Below are 21,207 nucleotides of genomic sequence, written 5' to 3'. Positions count from 1 at the left end.
TATGTGAAAAGCTAATGATAATGTGCTTATTGCCCTCCAGAAAAGACTCTACCCATGCTAACCCTCCGAAAAGCTCAAGACCGCGGCTATGCCGATCATGGCTGGCTTAAAAGCTTCCATTCCTTCTCTTTTGCCGGCTATCACGATCCCCGATTTATGGGCTGGGGCAATCTAAGGGTAATTAATGAGGATCGGGTTGCCGCAGGCATGGGTTTTGGCAAGCATGGCCACCGCAATATGGAAATCATCAGCTATGTTTTGTCTGGGCAATTAGCGCACGAAGACAGCATGGGAAATATCAAAGGCATTCCGCCGGGTGACGTTCAACGCATGAGTGCCGGAACTGGAGTCACCCATAGCGAGTTCAATCACGCTAAAGATCAGACCACCCACTTCCTACAAATTTGGATAGAACCCAATGTCATGGAAATCCCACCGAGTTATGAGCAAAAATCTATTTCATCCTCAGCGAAGCAAAACAAGCTCTGCTTAATTGCCTCGCCAGATGGATTGGGAAATGCTATCAAAATTCATGCGGATGCTCGGGTATATGCCGGCCTTTTTGATGGCCACCAAGCTCAAAAATTGGATCTTGATTTACAGCGTAAGGCCTATGTACATCTGATAAGAGGCTCTCTACATGTCAACGACATACTTTTATCAAGTGGAGATGCACTACTAATAGAGAATGAAAATAGCCTACTTATTAGTGACGGCAAAGATGCTGAGGTCTTGGTGTTTGATCTCAGCAGTGAATAAAGAAGGGTATCGACTGAAGTCAATACCCTTGTAATTAAGCTAATTGAAATTAATCTAGCTTAATTTTTGCTTTTTCAATCACTACTTTCCATCTTGCAATATCAGAGACATATAAATCGGTAAATTGCTGGGTAGTCATCGGTGCAATTTGCACGCCCGCCTTCACAAAACGCTCTTTCATCTCTGGAGTCTCCAGAATTTTCAAGATTGTCTTGCTGAGGGTATTAATAATGGCAGGAGGCGTTCCTGCTGGAACAAACATGCCTTGCCACAAGGCCATTTCGTAACCCTTTACGCCAGCCTCTTGGATAGTAACTAGTTCGGGAGCTCCGCTAAATCGATTCTTACTAGTTACAGCAAGTGCATTGACTTTTTCACCCTTATATAAGGGAAGTCCCACTGGCATACCCGCAAAGTAAAAATCAATTTGACCGCCGACTAAATCCGTTGCAGCTGGTGATCCACCCTTATATGGAATATGAATCGCTTGAGTATTCGTAGTTGCCAAAAAAAGCTCTCCAGCCATGTGGTCAGAATTACCAATACCAGAGGAGCCAAAGCTCATCTTTCCGGGATCAGCTCGGAGCATAGAAATTAAATCAGCCACATTTTTAGCCTTGGAATTGGTGTTCACAATCAAAATATGTGGGGTAGCAGCTACTCCAACAACGGGTAGCAAATCTTTTTGACCATTAAACGGTAGTCTTGGATTTGCAGCTACGTTAATTGCTAAGCCATTTTGCGCAAATAACACGGTGTAACCATCTGGAGTGCTTTTAGCTACTGCGTCCGCTGCTAAGCTACCTGCAGCACCACCTCTATTTTCCACAATGACTGATTGTTTTAAGGCAATACTGAGCTCATTGGCCACCATTCTCCCAACGATATCGGTTGAGCTTCCTGGCGCATACCCAACCAACATCTTGATTGGTTTATCTGGGTAGGATGCAAACGCCGTTCCTAAAACTAATGGCAATACTAAAGAACCTAACACTATTTTTTTAATTGATTTGTTAATCATTGTTGTCTCCTCCGGTAAGTTATCAATTTAATGCTGCAATACCGCACTCTTTGGCGCAGTTATTCAATGACTCTTGTAATTCACTTGAAATCGGAATGCCATGCGAAAGTCGCTCTGCCATCACTCTTGCAGCACCATCGCCGGGCACCCGAATCTGATTCACGCCTGGTAATGTAGAAGAGGCCTTCAAATCATCAACCAATGCAATCACTCGGGCAACAAACTGCTCCGTATCTCCAAAAGCACTTGGATCAACTGCAATGATTGTTTGACCAGTATTGGTAATTAAATCATGATGCGCATTAAAGTCAATCGTGCCTTTACCAACTGCAGCATCATTGAGCGCGCCTGCTAGTAGACCAATCATGACAGCCAAACCATATCCCTTGTAGCCTCCGATAGGAAGCAACGATCCCTCACTCGATTTTTGCGGGTCTGTAATGGGTTGACCTTGTCGATCGATCATCCAAGTATCAGGAATAGATTCACCCTTTTGGGCAGCAAGCTTTACCTTGCCGTAGGCAGCGACTGTAGTTGCGATATCCAAGAGAACGATCGGCTTATCTCCAGAAGGAACCGCAATAGCAATCGGATTGGTGGACAACAATAAGTCAATACCGCCCCACGGTGCCATGTGATTGGCATTACCAACCGCCATATAGATACCGATATATCCCTGCTCGGCTAGCTTTCTCACATATACAGATGCTGCACCAGAATGATTTCCATAGTGACTACCGACCCAACAAACGCTGTGTTGCTTTACTTTTTCTATTGCAACTTCGACCGCTTTGTTCATTACCAAATGACCTAAGGCGTTATCACCATTGATTAAAGCAGTTGCACCCTGCTCACGCTCAATCTGAATATTGGGACTCAAATTAATACCGCCAGCACGTATCCTTTTAATGTAAGCAGGTAATCTAAAAATTCCGTGACCATCAGCGCCAACGAGGTCTGACTGGATCATCAGTTGGGCTACAAGCGTGGCATCCGCCAAAGGCACCTGGTTGGCGTGCAATGCTTGTGCAATAAATGCCTCGGCCTTAGTTGTAGATAAATATTTCATGTTTATTCTTACGATTTAATTCCCAGCATCACTCTTAAATTCCATCTTATAAGTGTATTTATTGTGAGGATGGTATGTGAACGTTACCTCAAAAAGCTTATCCTGATTATCAAAGTAACGCCGAACAATGACTAAACAAGGGGCATGCACCTTCAACCCAAGCTTCTTTGCAATATCAGTAGATACGTCAATGGCATAAACATCAACCTCAGCTCGATCAATTCGAGTGCCATACTTTTTCTCAATCTGCTCGAACACCATCACTTGACTGTGCTCAGGCTCCGATGTCAAGGATGCGAATTGCGGCAGAATATAAATATCAGTCCAGGCAATCACTTCCTCAGTATTTCGCTGCTTTCGAATAGCTCCAATGTGATACCAAGAGGATCCAACTGCATCACCAATCATCTCGCTGAGCGGTTTATCGAGCTCAATAAATTCTTCAATGGTGTTTTGTCGATAGGTATTTCTTGGATAACTCAAAATATCAACAGGTGAATTAAAGCTTTGCGTAAACCTTCTCACCTTGCGCCTAGAGATTACCTGAGTGGGCGCTCCTTGACGACGCAATACCATGCCATCCCGCTCCAAAGTTTGAAGGGCATGTCTTAAGGTATGGCGACTTGCTGTGAAACTTTTACAAAGTAGCGCCTCAGATGGCAAGTGAGACCCTACCGCCCATTCGCCCTCATAAATACGCCGAGCTAGCGCATTCGCTAAGGTCTTATAGAGCGGTAGAGATTCTTTCAACTTAGGAAAGGCCAAACATCTTCTTGCCAGCTACAGGTAGTCGTGCTTTCAAGATATCGCCAGAAAGAGACTCAGTAATGTATAAATCTCTACCATCTTCGCCACCAAAACACATGTTTGCTAAGTGATGGTGATGTGGGTTGTCTGAGTAGATCAAATGTGTCGGGAGCATATTGCTATCAAATCTCCAGATACCAACGCCTAAGTGGCAAACGAGCAAACCATTTTCAGAATCCATCTCAATACCATCAGGTCCGGCAACGCCGCCTGTTAACTGAATGGCAACGCCTGTCTTAGAAACAGAACCATCCGCCATCAGTGGTAAACGCCAAATTTGCTGAGATCTTGTCGCCGCAACGAATACATGCTTTTCTTGAGTATTTAAGGTGATGCCATTAGGGCTCGGTACATTAATCGCCAAACGATCTAATTGACCATTAGCACGCAATCGAAATACTCTACCTGTTGGATCTGCAATTCCAGTTTGACCCTGATCAGTAAAGTACAGGTCGCCATTGGAGGCAAAGTGCAAATCATTCAAGCCCTTGAAGTTTTCGCTATACATGGACCCGAGAATTGTTTCTACTTTTCCAGTTTTAGGATCGAGGGCCAATAAACCTAGCTTGTAATCACAAATGAACGCACGGCCATCTTTGTGGAACTTCAAGCCATTCGGCCAGCCATCAAATTGAGTTACCAAATCCCAGTCACCCTTCGGCGTAATTCTGAAGACTCGTCCAAAAGGGATATCTAGAAACCACAAGTTACCCTCACGATCAAAGGAAGGGCCCTCTAAAAAGCACTCTACTTCAGCGTTTTGGCGGTTTGGATCAGACCAGCCTGTGCGGGACTTCTTTCTGAACTTCCCGGGCATTGACATAAAGACTTCTGCCTTGATTTTCTCTACGGGCTGAAATGGGTTGTACATCGTCATAGTTGATTGCTCCTCTGTGTAGTTATACGGATAGGTTTATTTAAATGATTCACAATTAAAACATAATTGGTGATAATGTACTGTAAATATAAGCTTATGGTGAGCTCAATTTATTAAAACTTAACCGTATAAGTAAGGTTTCTTATGAACTATGTTGCCGTAATTGGTACCGGAATCATGGCCGCAGGTATTGCCGCAGGGTTTGTTGCACAAAGTATTCCCGTCGTCATTTTGGGTAGAAGTAAAGATAAAGCGGATGCATGCTTAGATAAAGCGCTAACCCTCGCTCAGAAAATAGGGATTGTCGGGACCTACGCCAGCCAGAGCCAAGATGCAATCAAGACTGAACAGAAAACTGCAGTTCTTGAGAGCTGGTCTAACTGGGATGGGTGTGATTGGGTCATCGAAACCGTGGCAGAAAATCTTGCACTGAAGCAAGAGATATTCCAATACCTTGATGAGCGTGTTCCAGCGCATATCCCTATTGGCAGCAATAGCTCAGGGTTTCCAATCAGCAAAATTGCTTCTGGACTGAAAACCGCAAATCGAATGATGGGAGCCCATTACTTTATGCCAGCCGAGGTTGTTCCTCTGGTAGAGGTGGTCATGGGAGAGAAAACGGAATTGGTATTTGCAGAACAAGCCTGCAGCCTTTACAAAAGCATTGGCAAAAAACCAGTTTTAGTAAAAAAAGATATTCCTGGGTTTTTGGCGAATCGCATTCAGCATGCACTCATGCGTGAAGCCCTATCGCTTGTACAAGAGGGAATTGCAAGCCCTGAGGATATTGATGATGCCGTACGTTACAGCTTTGGCTTTCGATATGCTGCCGTTGGCCCAATGACTCAAAAAGAAATCTCAGGCTGGGATGGGATGGCCAATGCCGCAAAAGAGATTTATCCCTCGCTCTCTAACATCACTACCCTTCCACCGAAGCTAGTGCAGCTGATGAGCGAAGGAAAAACAGGCATGAAATCTGGCGAAGGTTTTAGAAAGTGGACGCCAGAAGAAATACAGCAAGTTTCAGACTCCTACTCCAGGAGATTGAAAGCTGCATTTGATGTACTCAATATTGAATAGCCGTATATCCCTTAGCAATGGTTTCCTTTACTCGTTCAATGTTTGGAGTTACACCAAGGCCGCTGGGTGCTAGTTGGCTCACTTTGATGCTTCCCTGCTCGGCCATCAGTGGCGTGTCACAGATATCAAACTTCAAGTACTGATTTGACATGCTAAAACCCCAATTGACTTTGCCCATTGCAAATCCTAGAGATGCTGTCGCTGCCGCCGACAAAGAAGTCTCCGCAACCTTGCACGCTAAATTGAGTGAGAGTTTATGTCGCTCAAGTAATTGGGCACACTCAAGTGCCTGCATCACTCCGCCCGTTTTAATCAGCTTTAAGCTAGCCCCACTGAATGCCTTAGCCTCGATTAATTGCTCTAGCTCGGCAAGGCCATGGACTGACTCATCCAATCCGATTGGAATGGGGGAACTCTTATTGAGTAGTACAAAATCTGCCATGGGCAGCTCTGTAGCAATCAACTGCTCTGCAAACGTTAATTTACTTGCCGACTCTGACTGGCAAAATCGAAGTGCATCCGTCAAAGTAAGCGCGCAATTTGCATCAACCGAAATGACATCACCCTCCAGGGCATCACACAGCACTTTCACCCTATGCAGATCTTCATCAAGTGAGAGTGAGCCAATTTTAATTTTCCAATGCCTAAATCCAAGCTCACGAAATGCCTTGGCATCGCTGAGCTCTTTGTCCAATGGACCACCCAACATTCGCAGCAAAGGTATGGGTGCAGGTACTGCATCTGCTAAGACACCACCTTCAGTACGCAGATATCGCCATAAAGGGATGGAGCGCTCTTGCGTGTATAAATCTAATAAGGCCATTTCTAGACAAGATTTTGCTGATGCATTGGCATATAAAATTCGATTAAAAACACTTGCAAATTCGGCCGGCTCGCCCCAATCTACTGACAATGCATTTTCTACCAAGAATTTAATGCTGCCGACGAGACTGTCCAAGCTTTCCCCGGTCATCAAAGGTGCGACCGAGGCCTCACCCCAGCCCTGTCGACCCTTATCATCAGTTAGGCAGAGCAACACCGTTTTTGCATCCACTACCATTTCACGAGACATCTTGATGGGCTCGATAAGAGGAATGGATAGGGGGTAGATTTCAGCGCATTTGATTTTCATTTTTGCTTTAAGAGCTTTGACAAAATAGTTTTGATTTTAAAAAAATAATATCTAGGAGAACGATACATGAGAAAAATCATCTTTACTTTACTGGCTTTAGGAATCACTCTGCCATCGCTAGCGAGCGCACAAGGCTATCCAAGCCAAGCGATTAAGCTCATCATCCCATTTGCGGCTGGTGGACCATCAGACGTTCTCGCTCGGGGATTTGCTCCCAAGCTTGGTGAAAACCTAGGCCAGCCCATCATCATTGAAAACAAACCAGGTGCGGGCGCTAATTTAGCCGCAGAGTATGTAGTCAATTCTAAAGGCGATGGTTACACACTCTTCCTGATGCTAGTGGGTACCCAAGCAATTAATGAAACCTTATATAAAAAACTCAATTACAACGTTGTTAAAGATTTTGCCCCAGTCTCACTAGTTGCCTCCTCTTCATTGATGTTGGTAGCCAACCCTGGTGTACCTGTAAAAACGGTTGCAGAATTAATATCGTTCGATAAAGCCAATCCTGGCAAAGTCAGCTTTGGTTCTTCGGGTGCGGCCACACCACTCCATCTGGCGGGTGAGTTATTTAATACTCAGGCAGGAACTAATATTCTTCATGTGCCATACAAGGGTGCGGCTCCTGCATTAACGGATGTACTGGGTGGGCAGATTCAAACCGCTATTGTTGGCACCCCAGCGGCGCTACCTTATGTCAAATCTGGAAAGCTGACTGGATTAGGAGTTACCAGCTTAAAACGCTCACCAAATGCCCCCGAGATTCCAGCCATCTCTGAGACTCTACCTAAATTTGACGTAGAGCTGGTTTATGCCATTGTTGCGCCAGCAAGCACGCCAAAGGCAATTGTGGAAAAATTGAACGCTCAACTAGCCAATGTACTGAACAACCCTGAAATTAAATCCCAGTTGAACTCCAGAGGATTTGATGTTGTCACCAGCACTCCCGGCCAGCTTGGTGACTACATTAAATCTGAAGTTGCCAAGTGGGCGCCGATTGTCAAAAAATCAGGCGTTACTGCAGAATAATTAAAAATATAGAAATCGAAGGTCACACATGATTGAAACATCTGAAAAAAAATTAGCCGGCGCAATTATTCGCTTGCATCCAAATGACAATATTGTTGTTGCACGAGTCGATGTCGCTATTGGTGAGCAAGTGCCTAGCGAGAATTTCACGAGCCGTAGCCAAGTACCTGCGGGTTATAAGATCGCTACAAAAAAAATCTTGAAGGGTGAGCCTATCCTCAAATACAACGTTACCGTGGGCTTTGCTAATACCGATATTGAGCCTGGCATGATGGTCCACAGTCATAACACCGAGTTTCGTGAATTTGATCGTGACTATGCTTATGCAAGCGAATATAAGCCCACTACCCTTCTTCCAGAATCTGAGCGTGCAACATTTCAAGGTTATGTGCGCGCCAATGGAAAAGTAGGTACGCGTAATTTCATCGGCATCCTATCAACCGTCAATTGCTCTGCAACAGTGGTTAATAAAATTGCTGACTGGTTCACGCCTGAGAGGTTGAAAGACTATCCCAATATCGATGGCGTAGTTGCCTTTAGTCACGGCATCGGCTGTGGCATGGAAATGAGTGGCGAGCCAATGCAACTACTTCGTAGAACTATGGCGGGTTATGCACAGCATCCTAATCTTGCTGCAGCCCTCATCATTGGCTTAGGTTGCGAGCGTAATCAGCTAAAGGGCTTGATGGAGCAAGAGGCATTGCAAGAAAACTCTACTTTGCATACTTTCATCATGCAGGAGACTGGTGGTACACGTAAAACGATTGAAGCAGGAATTGAAGCCGTCAAAGCACTCCTGCCAGAAGCCAATAAAGCAAAACGTCAAACTGTTTCTGCAAGCCACTTATGCGTTGGTCTGCAATGTGGTGGATCTGATGGATTCTCTTCCATCACCGCAAACCCAGCTTTAGGCGCTGCGGTAGATATTTTGTCGCGCCATGGTGGCACAGGTATTCTTTCTGAAACACCAGAAATTTATGGGGTTGAGCACACACTTACCCGTAGAGCCGCTACTAAACAAATCGGCGAGAAGCTCATTAAACGGATTCGCTGGTGGAAAGATGAATATTCCGTTGGTCGTGATGTCCAAATTAATGGGCAAGTGAGTCCCGGTAATCAAATTGGTGGTCTTGCCAATATCTTTGAAAAGTCACTCGGCTCTTCTATGAAAGGCGGCACCGGACCCCTGATGGAAGTCTATCGATACGCAGAACCCGTCACAGCAAAAGGTTTTGTATTTATGGATACGCCTGGTTTTGATCCTGTCTCAGCAACCGGTCAAATTGCAGGTGGAGCAAACCTGATTGCCTTCACTACGGGACGCGGCTCCATGTTTGGCTCTAAACCAGCACCTTGTATTAAGCTGGCCACTAACACACCCATGTATCAAAGACTAACTGAAGACATGGATATCAATTGCGGAGAGATCTTAGATGGCACGGTTTCCGTTCAAGAGATGGGTCAACGTATTTTTGAACTCTTCCTCAGGACAGCCTCAGGAGAAGCTTCTAAAAGCGAATTATTGGGTCTAGGTGACTATGAATTCGTGCCCTGGCAAGTTGGCGTCATGAGCTAATCAAAGGATCCACCTCACAGTAGCGATCAGCGGGCATTTAGCCCGCTTTTTCTTTACCTAAAAGAAGCTAGAAATCAGCGCCGGGGACTGTAGAATTAATGCTATTGAATCAATCAGGACTTCATTAGGCTTATGAAATTCAGGGACTACTATGAAACACTCGGTGTAGCGCGTGGCGCCACTGAAGCAGAAATTAAAGCGGCTTACCGAAAGTTAGCGCGCAAATATCATCCAGACGTAAATAAAGAAGTTGGAGCGGAAGACCAATTTAAAGAAGTTGGCGAGGCCTACGCCGTTCTTAAAGATACTGAGAAGCGCGCTGCCTACGATCGTATGGGCGCTAACTGGAAAAATGGTCAAGACTTCACTCCTCCTCCAAACTGGAATGAGGGCTTTGAATATTCTGACAGCAACTTTGGTGGTGGCTACGAGAGTGATCAAAGCGAGTTCTTTGAATCTCTCTTTGGCAGAGGTCGCCACACTCAAGGTGGGCGAGGTGGTAACTCCCGCCAAGGCATGAACTTCAAAGGTCAAGATCATCATGCCAAGATATCGATTGATCTTGCGGATGCCTATAACGGTGCACAACGAACTATTGCCCTGCAAATGCCTACGCAAGATGTTAACGGCCATGTCAGCACCCAAGAACGCAAGCTCGATGTCAGCATTCCGAAGGGCATTAAGGCTGGACAAAATCTACGCTTAGCTGGTCAGGGCGGTCCGGGCATGGGCTCTGGTGGCGCAGGTGATCTATATCTTGAAATTGATTTCCACCCCAACCCCATCTATCGCGTAGATGGCAAAGACGTTTATCTTGATTTGCCGCTGGCCCCATGGGAAGCAGCGCTTGGAACAACCGTCAATATTCCAACTCCTGCAGGCTCAACTTTAGAGCTGAAGATTCCAGCGGGTACAGCAGCTGGCCGCAAGATGCGACTCAAAGAAAAGGGTATCCCTAGCAAAGAGGCGGGCGATCTATACGTAGTTCCAAGCATTGTTTTACCCGGCGCGGAAACCGATGCGCAAAAAGAAGCTTATCAAGCACTGGAGAAAGCTTTTGATTTCAAACCCAGAAACCATTTGAAGGGATGATGAATATGACACAAACACAAATCACCTGGATTACAGGTAGCGTTGTTGAAGAAGAAGTACATATGAGTATTGTGGAAATTTCACAAGCGACACGCGCACCAGAGGATCTCATCATGTCTTGGGTCTCCGAGGGCGTTCTTAGTCCTGCGGGCTCATCCCCAGAGGACTGGCGCTTTAGTGGGGAGTCCCTTAAGCGCGCAAAGACTGCTGCTCATCTAACTCATGATCTAGACCTCAATACTCCTGGAGTCGCTTTAGCACTAGATCTTCTAGACGAAATCAGTCGTCTTCGCAATCAATTGCTTCGTGAAAATATTAGCTAAGACTCTGACAGCCCTAGTAATGATGTAATTTGTAATTTAGGATAAAAAATAAATGACTGCATTGCCCTGTATTGAAATTGAAACCGCTCCCAATCCAAGTACTGCTGTCATTTGGCTGCATGGTCTAGGAGCTGATGGCAATGACTTTGTACCCATCATTCCTCAGCTCAATCTTTCCGAGTGCCCTGCTATTCGATTTGTTTTTCCAAGCGCGCCCTCGATGGCTGTCACAGTCAATGGTGGCTACGTGATGCCAGCCTGGTATGACATTACAGGGAGAACTATCAACGACCGCGAAGATCTTGCTGGTATTCACAAATCAGCAGCAGCAATCTCTGAGTTAATTGAACGAGAGGCTAGTCGTGGGATTGCCTATGAAAAAATTGTATTGGCTGGCTTCTCGCAGGGCTGTGCTATGTCTCTGCAAGTTGGTCTACGTTTTCCACATAGATTGGCCGGCATCATGGCGCTGTCAGGTTATTTGCCTTTAGCAAATTCGCTGGCCCTCGAGAGAAGCGAGGCCAATAGTAAGACGCCTATTTACATGGCACATGGTATTTGGGATACGGTGATCACTCTCGAGCGCGCAGAAGCCTCAGCCGATACTCTGGAAAAATTAGGCTATCAGGTGGATTGGAACACTTACCCGATGGAACACTCTCTTCATCCAGATGAGCTGGTAGATATCTCCAGGTTTTTGACTATGGTGCTGAGCAAGTCATAAACCAGATTGTATTAAGACTCTGAGCGGCTTAAGAGCAGCTCCCAGCGCTGTAGTTTGACATCTAGATCGGCAGTGATTTCTGATAAGCGCGCTTGCATGCTCGCCGCTAATTCAGGTTCATTCTTGTAAAGATCTGGATTACTCATGGCAATCCCAATATCAGCCTGCTCCGTCTCCAAAGTTTCGATCTGCAAAGGCAGGACTTCTAATTCCTGCCGCTCCTTACCATTGAGCTTGCTTACTCCAGTTTTTACAGCTACGGGTTTTGATTCAACCTTTGCTTCTGGTTTTGCTTCGGATTTCTCAGCAGCCTTCAGGCCACCGTTAGCTGCACGAATCTTGTCTGAGCGCGCCTTCTGAATCTTCCAGTCTTCGTAACCACCCTCATATTCGCGCCAAAATCCATCACCCTCATTTGCGATGATGCTGGTAACCACGTTATCCAAGAAGTAGCGATCATGACTGACCAAGAACACGGTGCCCTTATAGTCTTGGAGCAGTTGCTCAAGCAAGTCTAAGGTGTCGATATCCAAGTCATTAGTTGGCTCATCCAAAACCAAGACGTTCGCAGGACGTGCAAATAAGCGTGCCAATAATAAGCGGTTACGCTCGCCACCAGACAAAGTGCTTACCGGTGAATTAGTACGCTCCGGCGCAAACAAGAAATCACTTAGATAACTCTTGACATGTTTTTTATTGCCGTTGATTTCAATCCACTCGCTACCTGGGCTGATGTAATCTTCAAGCGAAGCGTTGAGATCGAGACCTTCACGCATTTGATCAAAATAGGCCACCTCAATACGAGTACCCATCGTTGCCGTTCCAGAGTCCGGAGCAATCGTTCCGAGGATCAACTTCAAGAGCGTAGTCTTACCAGCGCCGTTAGGGCCCAGAAGCCCCACTTTATCACCACGCAAAATTGTTGCTGTGAAATCCGTCACAATCGGGCGCTCGTATGACTTAGAAACATTTTGTAGATCAGCAACAATCTTGCCGCTTCTGTCTCCCGCTGAAACTGCAAGCTTGACTTGCCCAACAGCATCACGTCTTTGTGAGCGAGTAGCACGAAGATTTTCTAGGCGTGCAATACGAGCAACGCTGCGAGTGCGCCTGGCCTCAACGCCTTTGCGAATCCAGACCTCTTCTTGGGCAAGTAACTTATCTGCACGTGCATTAGCCAAAGATTCTGAATTCATTTCCTGATCTTTTAATACCTCATAGGCCGAGAAATTTCCTGGGTAGGTACGCAAGATACCGCGATCGAGTTCAACAATCTGCGTGCAGACGTTATCCAAGAAAGCGCGATCATGGGTAATCAAAATCACAGAGCCTTGGTACTCCTTCAATAAATCTTCCAACCAAGAAATCGAATCTAAATCTAAATGGTTAGTAGGCTCATCTAGTAGCAATACATCTGGCATCTCTACCAGCGCACGAGCAAGAGCAACCCGCTTTTTGGTTCCGCCCGATAAAGTATTAATCTTGAGCTCAGCTTCTAGGTGCAGACGATCTAGCGTTTCATGAACGCGTTGCTCCCAATTCCAACCGCTTAAGGCTTCGAGTTGTGACTGCACTTCATCTAAGCGATGGTGAGCGGCATCGTCCCACTCTCCAATGCTAAGGGCTTCATATTCTTCACGCAGGGCTTTGGCTTGCGCTACGCCCTTAGATACGGCATCAAAGACGGTTTCCTCAGCTTCAAAGATAGGCTCCTGTGGAACATAGGCAATGCGGAGACCTTGCTGATATTGCAGCAAGCCATCATCCATTTTTTCTATGCCAGCCAAGATCTTCAATAAAGAAGATTTGCCAGTGCCATTACGGCCAATTAAGCCAACCCGCTCCCCAGATTCCAGTGAGAAAGCAGTGTTTGCGAGGAGGTCAACGTGGCCAAAAGCCAGTTTTGCATCAGTGAGTACGATTAAAGCCATGGCAACATTATCGTCACTTCACCCAAAGTAGTGATATTTCTAATAAACATGGGATTGAGAAGTAGAATTTACTCAAGGAACACCTCCATATAAAGGGATAAATGACCTGCAAGCTCAGCCCTAGCGCTCCACGACTTATTCTCTTTGCCGGCCATGCGGGCACCGGCAAAACCACTTTAGCTAAAAAAGCACTGCCCCTCATTGTTGAGAAGACTGGGGAAAACTTTTTCTTTCTAGATAAAGATACGGTATATGGCGCCTACAGTGCCCATGTCATGGAGCTGACTACCAACAACCCCAATGATCGAGATAGCCCCTTCTATCTTCAAAACTTAAGGGATTGGGAATATGCAGGACTGATTGCTATCGCCAAAGAAAACCTACAGCTCGGGGTGAATGTCATCCTAGTGGGACCCTTCTCTAGTGAAATCCAAAGTGGTCGCATGTTTAAGCCCGAAGAGCTCGGTGTACCCAGCGTATCGAGTATCAGAATTGCCTGGATTGATTTAGACGAGAGCGAAGCTAAAAGTCGTATGGAGCGGCGTGCAGATCCGAGAGATGAATACAAACTACAGCACTGGGATGAATACACTAAGCGAAGAGTAGAGCCGCCAGAGCATGCTGCAATACAACGCTTTGATAATTTACATTTTGATGAAACTCAGTTTGAGAAATTAATCGATCACTTAATTAATTAAATAATTACCTGGATAGATAGTCGAGCGCAACTGCTTCCGCTACCTTAATGCCATCAACTCCTGCTGATAGGATGCCCCCGGCATAGCCAGCACCCTCACCTGCAGGGTAAAGACCTTTGATATTTAAGCTCTGATAATTGCCACCTCGAGTAATGCGTAATGGTGAGGATGTGCGCGTTTCAATACCAGTCAGCACTGCATCCTTCATTGAGAAGCCTTTAATCTGCTTCTCAAAAGCGGGGATCGCCTCGCGAATTGCTTCAATAGCATAAGGAGGCAAAGCATCAGCAAGATCTGTCAGGTGCACGCCGGGTTTATAAGATGGGATTACCGAACCAAATTCTGTAGAGGCTTTACCAGCCAAGAAATCACCTACTAATTGACCAGGGGCTTCATAGGTAGATCCACCTAAGTCATATGCCTTGGACTCTAAGGCTCTCTGAAAATCGATGCCTGCCAAGGGACCACCGGGATAGTCATCCGGAGTAATACCAACAACGATGCCCGCATTGGCATTGCGCTCGTTACGCGAGTACTGACTCATGCCGTTTGTAACAACCCGATTAGGTTCAGAGGTAGCCGCAACCACCGTTCCGCCAGGGCACATACAGAAGCTATAGACGGCGCGGCCATTCTTAGCATGGTGAACTAATTTGTAGTCAGCTGCGCCAATCAACTCGTTACCAGCATGGGGACCTAAGCGTGCTTTATCGATTAAGGATTGGGGATGTTCAATACGAAAGCCCACAGAAAATGGTTTGGCTTCCATATAAACACCTGCCGCATGAAGAGCCTCAAAGGTATCACGAGCGCTATGCCCTAAAGCTAGCACGACATGATTGGCAGGCAGATCAGGATGCCCTTCAATTTTTACCCCCGCAATCTGATCATCCTGAATATCAAAGCCCACCACTTTTTGTGAGAAACGAATCTCTCCACCAAGCTCAATAATTTCTTGACGCATTCTTTCGACAACGCCTACCAAGCGAAAGGTTCCAATATGTGGCTTAGCTACATAATGAATTTCTTCGGGGGCGCCCGCTTTGATGAATTCAGCAATGACTTTGCGACCGTAAAATTTTGGATCTTTAATTTGACTCCAGAGCTTGCCATCAGAAAACGTACCCGCTCCACCCTCACCAAATTGCACATTGGATTCTGGATTGAGGATATTCTTACGCCACAGGCCCCAGGTATCTTGGGTGCGCTCACGCACGGGTTTGCCGCGCTCTAATACGATTGGCTTAAAACCCATCTGCGCTAACACCAAGGCAGCAAAAATTCCACAAGGGCCAAATCCGATGACAACAGGTCGCTCAAAGCTTTCGTCCTCTACTTGTGATGCGTTGGCCACAAAGTGATAACTCATATCCGGTGATGGTCGAATATGAATATCATTCGAAAACTGCTTCAGTAATTTTTCTTCATTCTTTACTGATAGATCTACCGTATAGATAAAGGCCAGAGCCACGTTTTTTCTCGCGTCGTAGCTGCGCTTAAAAATATCAAAGCGAATCAAGTCTTGAGCCTGGATATTTAAGCGCCGTAAGATCGCCTCTTCCAATGCCTCGGGGGCATGGCTGATGGGTAGGCGAAGTTCGGTAATACGGATCATGGGTCTCTACGATACACAGTAAATTAGGGCATTTTTCCAAATAATACTGGGATAGCCCGAATGACTACGTTAAAAGGCGATAATCCTTCATGGCTCTACGCGCAACTATCCACAAAGTCGACCTTCACGTCGCTGACTCTGACCGCCACTATTACGGCAGTCACTCACTCACTATTGCTAAGCATCCTTCTGAAACCGAAGAGCGGATGATGGTACGCATCATTGCATTTGCCCTGCAAGCACAAGAAGAGTTGGCCTTCACTAAAGGCTTGAGTGATACCGATGAGCCCGACCTCTGGATAAAAGACCTCACGGATGCTATTAAGCTGTGGATTGAGATAGGCCAGCCAGACGAGAGACGTATTCTCAAAGCCTGCGGTCGATCCGATCAAGTCATCGTCTACTGCTATGGCGGACACACCAGCAAAATCTGGTGGGATGGCATTGCTAACAAATTGACTCGCGCCCGTAATCTTCAGGTGATCTCCATTCCAGCAGAGCAAGCTAAAGAACTGGATAAGCTAGTTGAGCGAAGTATGGTGCTGCATGTGAATATTCAAGATGGGGAAGCATATGTTTCTTCAGATATGGGACAAGTCACTATCACCCCAGAAATCTGGCGCAATCAACAGCAATGAGGCCCGTAGTTTTAGACACCAATATCTTGCTAGATATTTTTGTCTTTAATGACGAGAGAGCCCATCATTTAAAGAAAGTGCTTTTTGATAAAACAACACACTTCGTAGCTAGTCAAAAAACTATTGAAGAGTTTGCTGATGTTATCTCGCGCCCTCTCTTTAAACTGGATGAACAAACTCAAGTAGCTATTCTGGCTCAATGGCAATCAATCGTAGAGCAGCAGGATGATTCCAATTTAGCTCCTGCACCCTGGACATGCCAGGACCCGGATGATCAGATCTTTCTAGATCTAGCCTATCAACTGAGGCCCTCAATACTCATTAGTAAAGATAACGTAGTACTTCAAACCGCCAGCAGAGCGGCCTCGGAAGACATTCTCATTACCAGCGATTACAACGCTTTTAGGCTGTAGAGCTAAAGCGTAATCCTTTAGCTGCTTCAGCAGCAATCTCAAAGGACTTCAGGCGAGCTTGATGGTCATAAATTTGACCTGTGATGATGATTTCATTTGCGCCGGTCTGATCGAGCCAATACTGCATCTCTTTTCTTACAGTCTCTAAAGATCCAACGGCAGAACAGCGCAAAGCATGAGCAGCAGTCATTTTTTCATGCGGCTCACAAAAGTCATCTAAGTTTTCTATTGGGGGTGGTAACTGCCCGCGGGTATTGCGGCGCATACGAATAACGTTTTGTTGCAAAGTCGTAAATAGATGGGCTGCCTCCTCATCGGTATAAGCAGCGACTACGTTCATCAGAAATGCGCAATAAGGTTTGGCCAGCTTATCCGATGGCTTAAACAGTTCGCGATAGGTGGGCATCGCATCCAATAATTGCTCGGGTGCAAAATGCGAAGCAAAGGCATAGGGCAAGCCAAAGTGAGCTGCCAGTTGAGCGCCATATAAGCTAGAGCCTAATATCCAAATCGGCACCTCAGTATCCATACCCGGAATAGCTCTCACAACCTGCCCCTCCTGAAGGGGGCCGAAGTAATGTTGCAACTCGCGCACATCCTGTGGAAAGCGGTCATCGCTTCCAAGTAAATCGCGTCTCAATGCTCTAGCTGTCATTTGATCTGACCCTGGCGCACGCCCCAGGCCCAGCTCTATTCTGCCGGGATAAATAGATGCCAACGTGCCGAATTGCTCTGCGATCACCAAAGGAGCGTGATTTGGCAACATCACGCCACCAGAGCCAACACGAATAGTTTTTGTACCGCCAGCAATATAGCCAACCAAGACTGCAGTGGCAGAGCTGGCGTTACCCGTCATATTGTGGTGCTCAGCTACCCAATAGCGGGTATAACCTAAAGCCTCCGCATGCTGGGCAACATCCAATGAGTTCCGCAAGGCATCCGCAGCGGTAAATCCCTCAGGGATCGGAGATATATCTAGAATGGAGTATGGGACAGCATTTGTCATTCCTAGATCATACCGAGAAAGTATTTTTTAAACATGAATAAACCAAAAATGGCAGATGCTGATGACGGCCTCTTTAAGCCGGGTAGTAAGCTAAGACACATTAAGACCGGTGGCTTTTATAAGGTGATCTTACTTGCTAACGTGGAAGCTAATTTAGAGCCAGCCTACGTTTATGAATCCCTCCAGTCGCACGATTTTTGGATCAGACCCAAAGCGGAAATGGAAGATGGTCGATTTGAATTGATCGATGCTTAAGAGAAAGATAGGGGGAACTGACATGACTGAAGATCGCATCACCAACCTAGAAATTAAACTCAGCTTTACTGAAGACTTGATTGATCAACTCAATCAAACGATCTACAAGCAACAGCAACAAATTGAATTTTTGTATCGTGAGCTTAAATCCATCAAGGAACAGGCTAGCAACGGGGATGGCGTGGGTAATAGCAGCCCTAAAGATGAAATCCCTCCGCATTATTAAAGCCCTTGATTTATTGTTGATAAGGTTATATCATTTTTGACATATATCAATATTGATATAATTTATGGATGACCACATGGACCGTACATACCCTTAACACCACAGTTGACGATGAGCTAGAGGCCCTGCCAGTAGATATTAGAAGTAAGTTTGTCAGAGTCTCTGGATTACTTGAGCAGTTTGGCCCCCAAAATGTTGGAATGCTTCACATCGGGTCTTTGGGTGATAAATTCTGGGAAATACGAGTCTCTGGTCAGGATGGAATTGCAAGAGGAATTTATATCTACTCCAGTGGGAAAAAAATAATCGTTCTACATGTATTTATTAAGAAGACTCAGAAAACTCCACCAGCAGCTTTGCAGATGGCGACAAGAAGAGCTAAACAGGCAAAGTTAATATGACTAAGATCTCAAATTTACATAAAAAGTGGATTAAAAATCCAGATTACAAAGAAGCTTACGACGAATCTCGTGTGGAATTTGAGATTGCGAAGGAAGTTATTGAGGCCCGCATGAAGAGTGGGCTATCCCAAGAGGAGCTAGCCGCACTGATGAGCACTTCCCAATCCGCAATTGCAAGACTTGAGAGTGGAGTTAGCCTCCCCTCCCTAAGAACCTTGACTAAATTGGCGGCCGCCACAAATACGCATATTGAAATCCACTTTAAGCCAATTAAAAATTCAAAGCAAAAATTAGCTGCTTAGGACTACACTAAGATTAACTGCGATCGATATTGATTTCTAAGGCTATTAAAAAGGTTAAATATCATGGGTAACTTGGTACCGTTTTTAGTCCAATGGGGCTTAACTTCCCTATCTCTTTGGGTTGCCAGCTATCTATTTAGCGGCTTACGCTTTGCAGATGGTGGCTCACTCTTGATTGCTGCTCTACTGCTGGGGTTTGCCAATGCGGTAGTGAAGCCTTTATTAATTCTTCTCACGCTGCCACTGACTGTCCTCACGATGGGATTGTTTTTGCTGGTAGTGAACGCCTTAGTGCTGATGCTGGTGTCTTCAGTAGTGAGTGGCTTTACGATTTCTAGCTTCTGGACCGCGTTCTTTGCCAGCATCTTTATTTCATTATTCAGCCTCTTTATCAGCGGAATACTGTTTTAAATTTACTCCGCCCCAGGGTAAATATCAGACCAAGGGTGGAGTGCATCGCGGCAGGGGTGGCTTTTTGAAGTCATTGATCTGGCATTCTCAGCCAAAATGCTTGCGCCGCCAGTCAAAAAACCAAGTCCAATGGATACAGCGCTATTCACTACTCCAGCTTGATTAATGCCCGCCTGAGGGTTTGTCAGCGTCCCACCCATCTTTACCATTCCAGTTAAATCCAAGCCTGTTGTGATACCTGATTTCTCTTTTGGATCAATAGTGAGATTAATAGCCTCCGTCTTCAAATCAATAGAGCCAGCTAAAGCCACATCTAACCTATCCGTTTCAATTCCAACTGACTTAGCTATATTGATCTGTCCATTGTTAATGGATAAATAAGCGACTGCACACTCCAGAACCGTCTCACTCGTTTTTTTACGTAGTGGGTTCATCGAATCCAAAAGTGTCACTACGAAATCACCGGCATCATTTAAAAAATTCGTACCCATACGAGCCTGGTGAATACTCAACTGAATCTTGCCATTTGAATTTGATGCCATTTGGTGCAAGCTACTCCCAGATGTTTTCACATCAAATGCCATCTTCATACTGCCTCCGCTCACCTTGGATCCCGGGTCAAGCCTAGCCAGTAAATTTTCTAGCGTGAAATCCTTCGTCACTCCTCTGGCTGTGAGTGCGGGGGTAGACGTATTTAGCTCAGAGAGCTTAATTTGTAAATCAGCACTACCCTTACCCATCTCAAGCCTTAGGTTTGGAATGTCAATCACACTGCCATTCAATTGCAAAGTAGCCTGAAGATTTTCAATGGGCTTGCGTTTTGGCAAATTTAATTCGCCAATATTCATGACGACTTCTCCCTTGGCTTGCGGCAGTAGATTAAAAGGAATGCTCTCATTGCTAAATAAGTACTTAGGCTGCGGCTTTTGGGTCTGATGCACGACTACTGCTGACTTAGCGCCGCTTACAACCAGCGGAGGGTGATTGGGAGATGCCCCCAAGACGGGCCAGTCAAATGCTTTTGAGTTCAAGGTTAAATTGATCGTAGGTGGAGTTTTAGGAGTTTTACTGACCTCACCTTTAATGATCATGGACTTGCCATTCATAGTGAGGTTCAGGTCAATTGGAAATTGCGCCGACGAAACATTCCATTGTTTGAGCAGCCTAGAAAGTGAGCCCGTTTTTCCGCTGAGTTCCAGAGCTTGCTCTTGAAGTTTCATGCCGAGCGATAAGACTGTTTTATCGCCGCTGTCTGCCAAGGATAAACGCCCAATTTGATAACTCGATATGGCATTTGAAGGATCTTGATACTGAATGTGAGCATCTGCAATCGAAACACTCTCCATGGAAATAAAATCATCACTAACAGATGAGGTTTCTGTATTACTTTTAATATCAGGAGGCTCCCTGGAGGCGTCCGTACTAAAATCCCAATTCGCTTTACCAAGCCCATTTTTTTGAAGAAAGAGCTCCAGGCCAGCAAGCTTCACACTGCCAACCTCAATGCGCTTACTCAGCAATGGCAGAGTTTTAATATTTAAATCAATGCGCTTAAGGGTCAGCATGTCAGCATCAGATGCCCAAAATGCATTACTCAGACTTAAGCCCTCTGCAGCAACAGAAATCCCCGGAAAAAAACTTAAGCTGACTGGCCCAGTGATTTTGAGATCTCTGCCAGTAGCAGTCTTTACAGAGGAAGAGAGTAATTTGGTCAGCCGTACTGGATCTACCGTTGAGGCTGCGTACCATACTCCTATTGCAATTAGGATGATTACGCCTCCAAGGGCACTAATGGTGATTTTGACTAATTTACTCATTCTTT

At 45.7% G+C, this 21,207-nt stretch carries 24 protein-coding genes; 15 read left to right on the top strand and 9 right to left on the bottom strand.

Annotated features, from left to right (window positions below; all coding sequences use genetic code 11):
* The first annotated feature begins 54 nt into the window (after nt 1-54).
* A complete protein-coding gene (locus tag FD977_RS03490; protein WP_215306376.1) occupies nt 55-759 on the top strand; it encodes a pirin family protein in 705 nt (234 codons plus the stop codon).
* 49 nt (nt 760-808) lie between these two features.
* Here FD977_RS03490 and FD977_RS03485 read toward each other — a convergent pair whose 3' ends face one another.
* From FD977_RS03485 to FD977_RS03470, 4 genes are read right to left on the bottom strand one after another with little or no spacing between them, the layout of a single operon-like run.
* Nucleotides 809-1,780 carry a tripartite tricarboxylate transporter substrate binding protein gene (locus FD977_RS03485; protein WP_215306374.1) on the bottom strand — a complete coding sequence of 324 codons (972 nt, stop codon included), beginning with the start codon at nt 1,778-1,780 and terminating at the stop codon, nt 809-811.
* Between the two features lie 22 nt (nt 1,781-1,802).
* Nucleotides 1,803-2,849 (bottom strand): Ldh family oxidoreductase, encoded by a 1,047-nt coding sequence (locus FD977_RS03480; protein WP_215306373.1) that lies wholly within the window; start codon nt 2,847-2,849, stop codon nt 1,803-1,805.
* 15 nt (nt 2,850-2,864) lie between these two features.
* Entirely contained in the window at nt 2,865-3,614 is a 750-nt protein-coding gene (locus FD977_RS03475; RefSeq protein ID WP_215306371.1) for a GntR family transcriptional regulator, read from the bottom strand.
* Nucleotides 3,601-4,533, bottom strand: coding sequence for an SMP-30/gluconolactonase/LRE family protein (locus tag FD977_RS03470; RefSeq protein ID WP_251369529.1), 933 nt, complete (start codon nt 4,531-4,533; stop codon nt 3,601-3,603). The genes FD977_RS03475 and FD977_RS03470 overlap by 14 nt, the downstream gene beginning before the upstream one ends.
* 144 nt (nt 4,534-4,677) lie before the next feature.
* Here FD977_RS03470 and FD977_RS03465 point away from each other — a divergent pair, with 144 nt between their 5' ends.
* Nucleotides 4,678-5,613: a 3-hydroxyacyl-CoA dehydrogenase family protein gene (locus FD977_RS03465; protein ID WP_215306369.1), complete on the top strand. Its 936-nt coding sequence runs from the start codon at nt 4,678-4,680 to the stop codon at nt 5,611-5,613.
* Here the strand turns inward: FD977_RS03465 and FD977_RS03460 are convergent.
* Complete coding sequence (locus tag FD977_RS03460) at nt 5,600-6,745, bottom strand: mandelate racemase/muconate lactonizing enzyme family protein (protein ID WP_215306367.1); 1,146 nt, start codon at nt 6,743-6,745, stop codon at nt 5,600-5,602. The genes FD977_RS03465 and FD977_RS03460 overlap by 14 nt on opposite strands.
* Before the next feature lie 66 nt (nt 6,746-6,811).
* Between FD977_RS03460 and FD977_RS03455 the strand changes: the two genes are divergently transcribed.
* The 5 genes from FD977_RS03455 to FD977_RS03435 all read left to right on the top strand — a co-directional run bounded on the left by FD977_RS03455 (nt 6,812) and on the right by FD977_RS03435 (nt 11,489).
* The gene (locus FD977_RS03455; RefSeq protein WP_215306365.1) at nt 6,812-7,774 is read left to right on the top strand and encodes a tripartite tricarboxylate transporter substrate binding protein; all 963 of its coding nucleotides are present in this window, start codon (nt 6,812-6,814) and stop codon (nt 7,772-7,774) included.
* 28 nt (nt 7,775-7,802) lie between these two features.
* The gene (locus FD977_RS03450; RefSeq protein WP_215306363.1) at nt 7,803-9,350 is read left to right on the top strand and encodes a UxaA family hydrolase; all 1,548 of its coding nucleotides are present in this window, start codon (nt 7,803-7,805) and stop codon (nt 9,348-9,350) included.
* Nucleotides 9,351-9,482: 132 nt separating this feature from the next.
* Nucleotides 9,483-10,442, top strand: coding sequence for a DnaJ C-terminal domain-containing protein (locus FD977_RS03445; RefSeq protein WP_215306361.1), 960 nt, complete (start codon nt 9,483-9,485; stop codon nt 10,440-10,442).
* A 5-nt stretch (nt 10,443-10,447) separates the two neighbouring features.
* Nucleotides 10,448-10,765: a chaperone modulator CbpM gene (locus FD977_RS03440; protein ID WP_215306360.1), complete on the top strand. Its 318-nt coding sequence runs from the start codon at nt 10,448-10,450 to the stop codon at nt 10,763-10,765.
* Nucleotides 10,766-10,817: 52 nt separating this feature from the next.
* The gene (locus FD977_RS03435) at nt 10,818-11,489 is read left to right on the top strand and encodes an alpha/beta hydrolase (protein WP_215306359.1); all 672 of its coding nucleotides are present in this window, start codon (nt 10,818-10,820) and stop codon (nt 11,487-11,489) included.
* Between the two features lie 11 nt (nt 11,490-11,500).
* Here FD977_RS03435 and FD977_RS03430 read toward each other — a convergent pair whose 3' ends face one another.
* Nucleotides 11,501-13,420 carry an ATP-binding cassette domain-containing protein gene (locus FD977_RS03430; RefSeq protein ID WP_215306354.1) on the bottom strand — a complete coding sequence of 640 codons (1,920 nt, stop codon included), beginning with the start codon at nt 13,418-13,420 and terminating at the stop codon, nt 11,501-11,503.
* Between the two features lie 101 nt (nt 13,421-13,521).
* Between FD977_RS03430 and FD977_RS03425 the strand changes: the two genes are divergently transcribed.
* Nucleotides 13,522-14,118: an ATP-binding protein gene (locus tag FD977_RS03425; protein WP_215306352.1), complete on the top strand. Its 597-nt coding sequence runs from the start codon at nt 13,522-13,524 to the stop codon at nt 14,116-14,118.
* 4 nt (nt 14,119-14,122) lie between these two features.
* Here FD977_RS03425 and FD977_RS03420 read toward each other — a convergent pair whose 3' ends face one another.
* Nucleotides 14,123-15,733 (bottom strand): NAD(P)/FAD-dependent oxidoreductase, encoded by a 1,611-nt coding sequence (locus FD977_RS03420; protein WP_215306350.1) that lies wholly within the window; start codon nt 15,731-15,733, stop codon nt 14,123-14,125.
* Between the two features lie 89 nt (nt 15,734-15,822).
* On the opposite strand from FD977_RS03420, the gene FD977_RS03415 reads away from it, so the two are divergent.
* Nucleotides 15,823-16,371, top strand: a complete 549-nt coding sequence (locus FD977_RS03415; RefSeq protein WP_215306347.1) for a YaeQ family protein — start codon at nt 15,823-15,825, stop codon at nt 16,369-16,371.
* The gene (locus FD977_RS03410; protein WP_215306345.1) at nt 16,368-16,784 is read left to right on the top strand and encodes a putative toxin-antitoxin system toxin component, PIN family; all 417 of its coding nucleotides are present in this window, start codon (nt 16,368-16,370) and stop codon (nt 16,782-16,784) included. Before FD977_RS03415 ends, FD977_RS03410 begins: the two co-directional genes overlap by 4 nt.
* On the opposite strand, the gene FD977_RS03405 is transcribed toward FD977_RS03410, so the two are convergent.
* Entirely contained in the window at nt 16,774-17,790 is a 1,017-nt protein-coding gene (locus tag FD977_RS03405; RefSeq protein ID WP_215306344.1) for an LLM class flavin-dependent oxidoreductase, read from the bottom strand. The two genes, FD977_RS03410 and FD977_RS03405, sit on opposite strands and share 11 nt — an antisense overlap.
* Before the next feature lie 33 nt (nt 17,791-17,823).
* Between FD977_RS03405 and FD977_RS03400 the strand changes: the two genes are divergently transcribed.
* From FD977_RS03400 to FD977_RS03380, 5 genes are all read left to right on the top strand, one after another.
* Nucleotides 17,824-18,045 (top strand): hypothetical protein, encoded by a 222-nt coding sequence (locus tag FD977_RS03400; protein ID WP_215306342.1) that lies wholly within the window; start codon nt 17,824-17,826, stop codon nt 18,043-18,045.
* Between the two features lie 22 nt (nt 18,046-18,067).
* Nucleotides 18,068-18,271: a SlyX family protein gene (locus tag FD977_RS03395; protein ID WP_215306340.1), complete on the top strand. Its 204-nt coding sequence runs from the start codon at nt 18,068-18,070 to the stop codon at nt 18,269-18,271.
* Between the two features lie 68 nt (nt 18,272-18,339).
* Nucleotides 18,340-18,672, top strand: coding sequence for a type II toxin-antitoxin system RelE/ParE family toxin (locus FD977_RS03390; RefSeq protein ID WP_215306338.1), 333 nt, complete (start codon nt 18,340-18,342; stop codon nt 18,670-18,672).
* Nucleotides 18,669-18,974: a helix-turn-helix transcriptional regulator gene (locus FD977_RS03385; RefSeq protein ID WP_215306336.1), complete on the top strand. Its 306-nt coding sequence runs from the start codon at nt 18,669-18,671 to the stop codon at nt 18,972-18,974. Before FD977_RS03390 ends, FD977_RS03385 begins: the two co-directional genes overlap by 4 nt.
* 60 nt (nt 18,975-19,034) lie before the next feature.
* Entirely contained in the window at nt 19,035-19,385 is a 351-nt protein-coding gene (locus FD977_RS03380; RefSeq protein WP_215307027.1) for a phage holin family protein, read from the top strand.
* Nucleotides 19,386-19,387: 2 nt separating this feature from the next.
* On the opposite strand, the gene FD977_RS03375 is transcribed toward FD977_RS03380, so the two are convergent.
* On the bottom strand, nt 19,388-21,202 hold the full coding sequence (locus tag FD977_RS03375) for an AsmA family protein (protein WP_215306335.1): 1,815 nt from the start codon (nt 21,200-21,202) through the stop codon (nt 19,388-19,390).
* Nucleotides 21,203-21,207: the final 5 nt, after the last annotated feature.

Source organism: Polynucleobacter sp. AP-Elch-400A-B2 (genome assembly GCF_018688355.1).
Taxonomy (GTDB): Bacteria; Pseudomonadota; Gammaproteobacteria; order Burkholderiales; family Burkholderiaceae; genus Polynucleobacter.
This window is presented reverse-complemented; position numbering and strand designations above follow the sequence as displayed.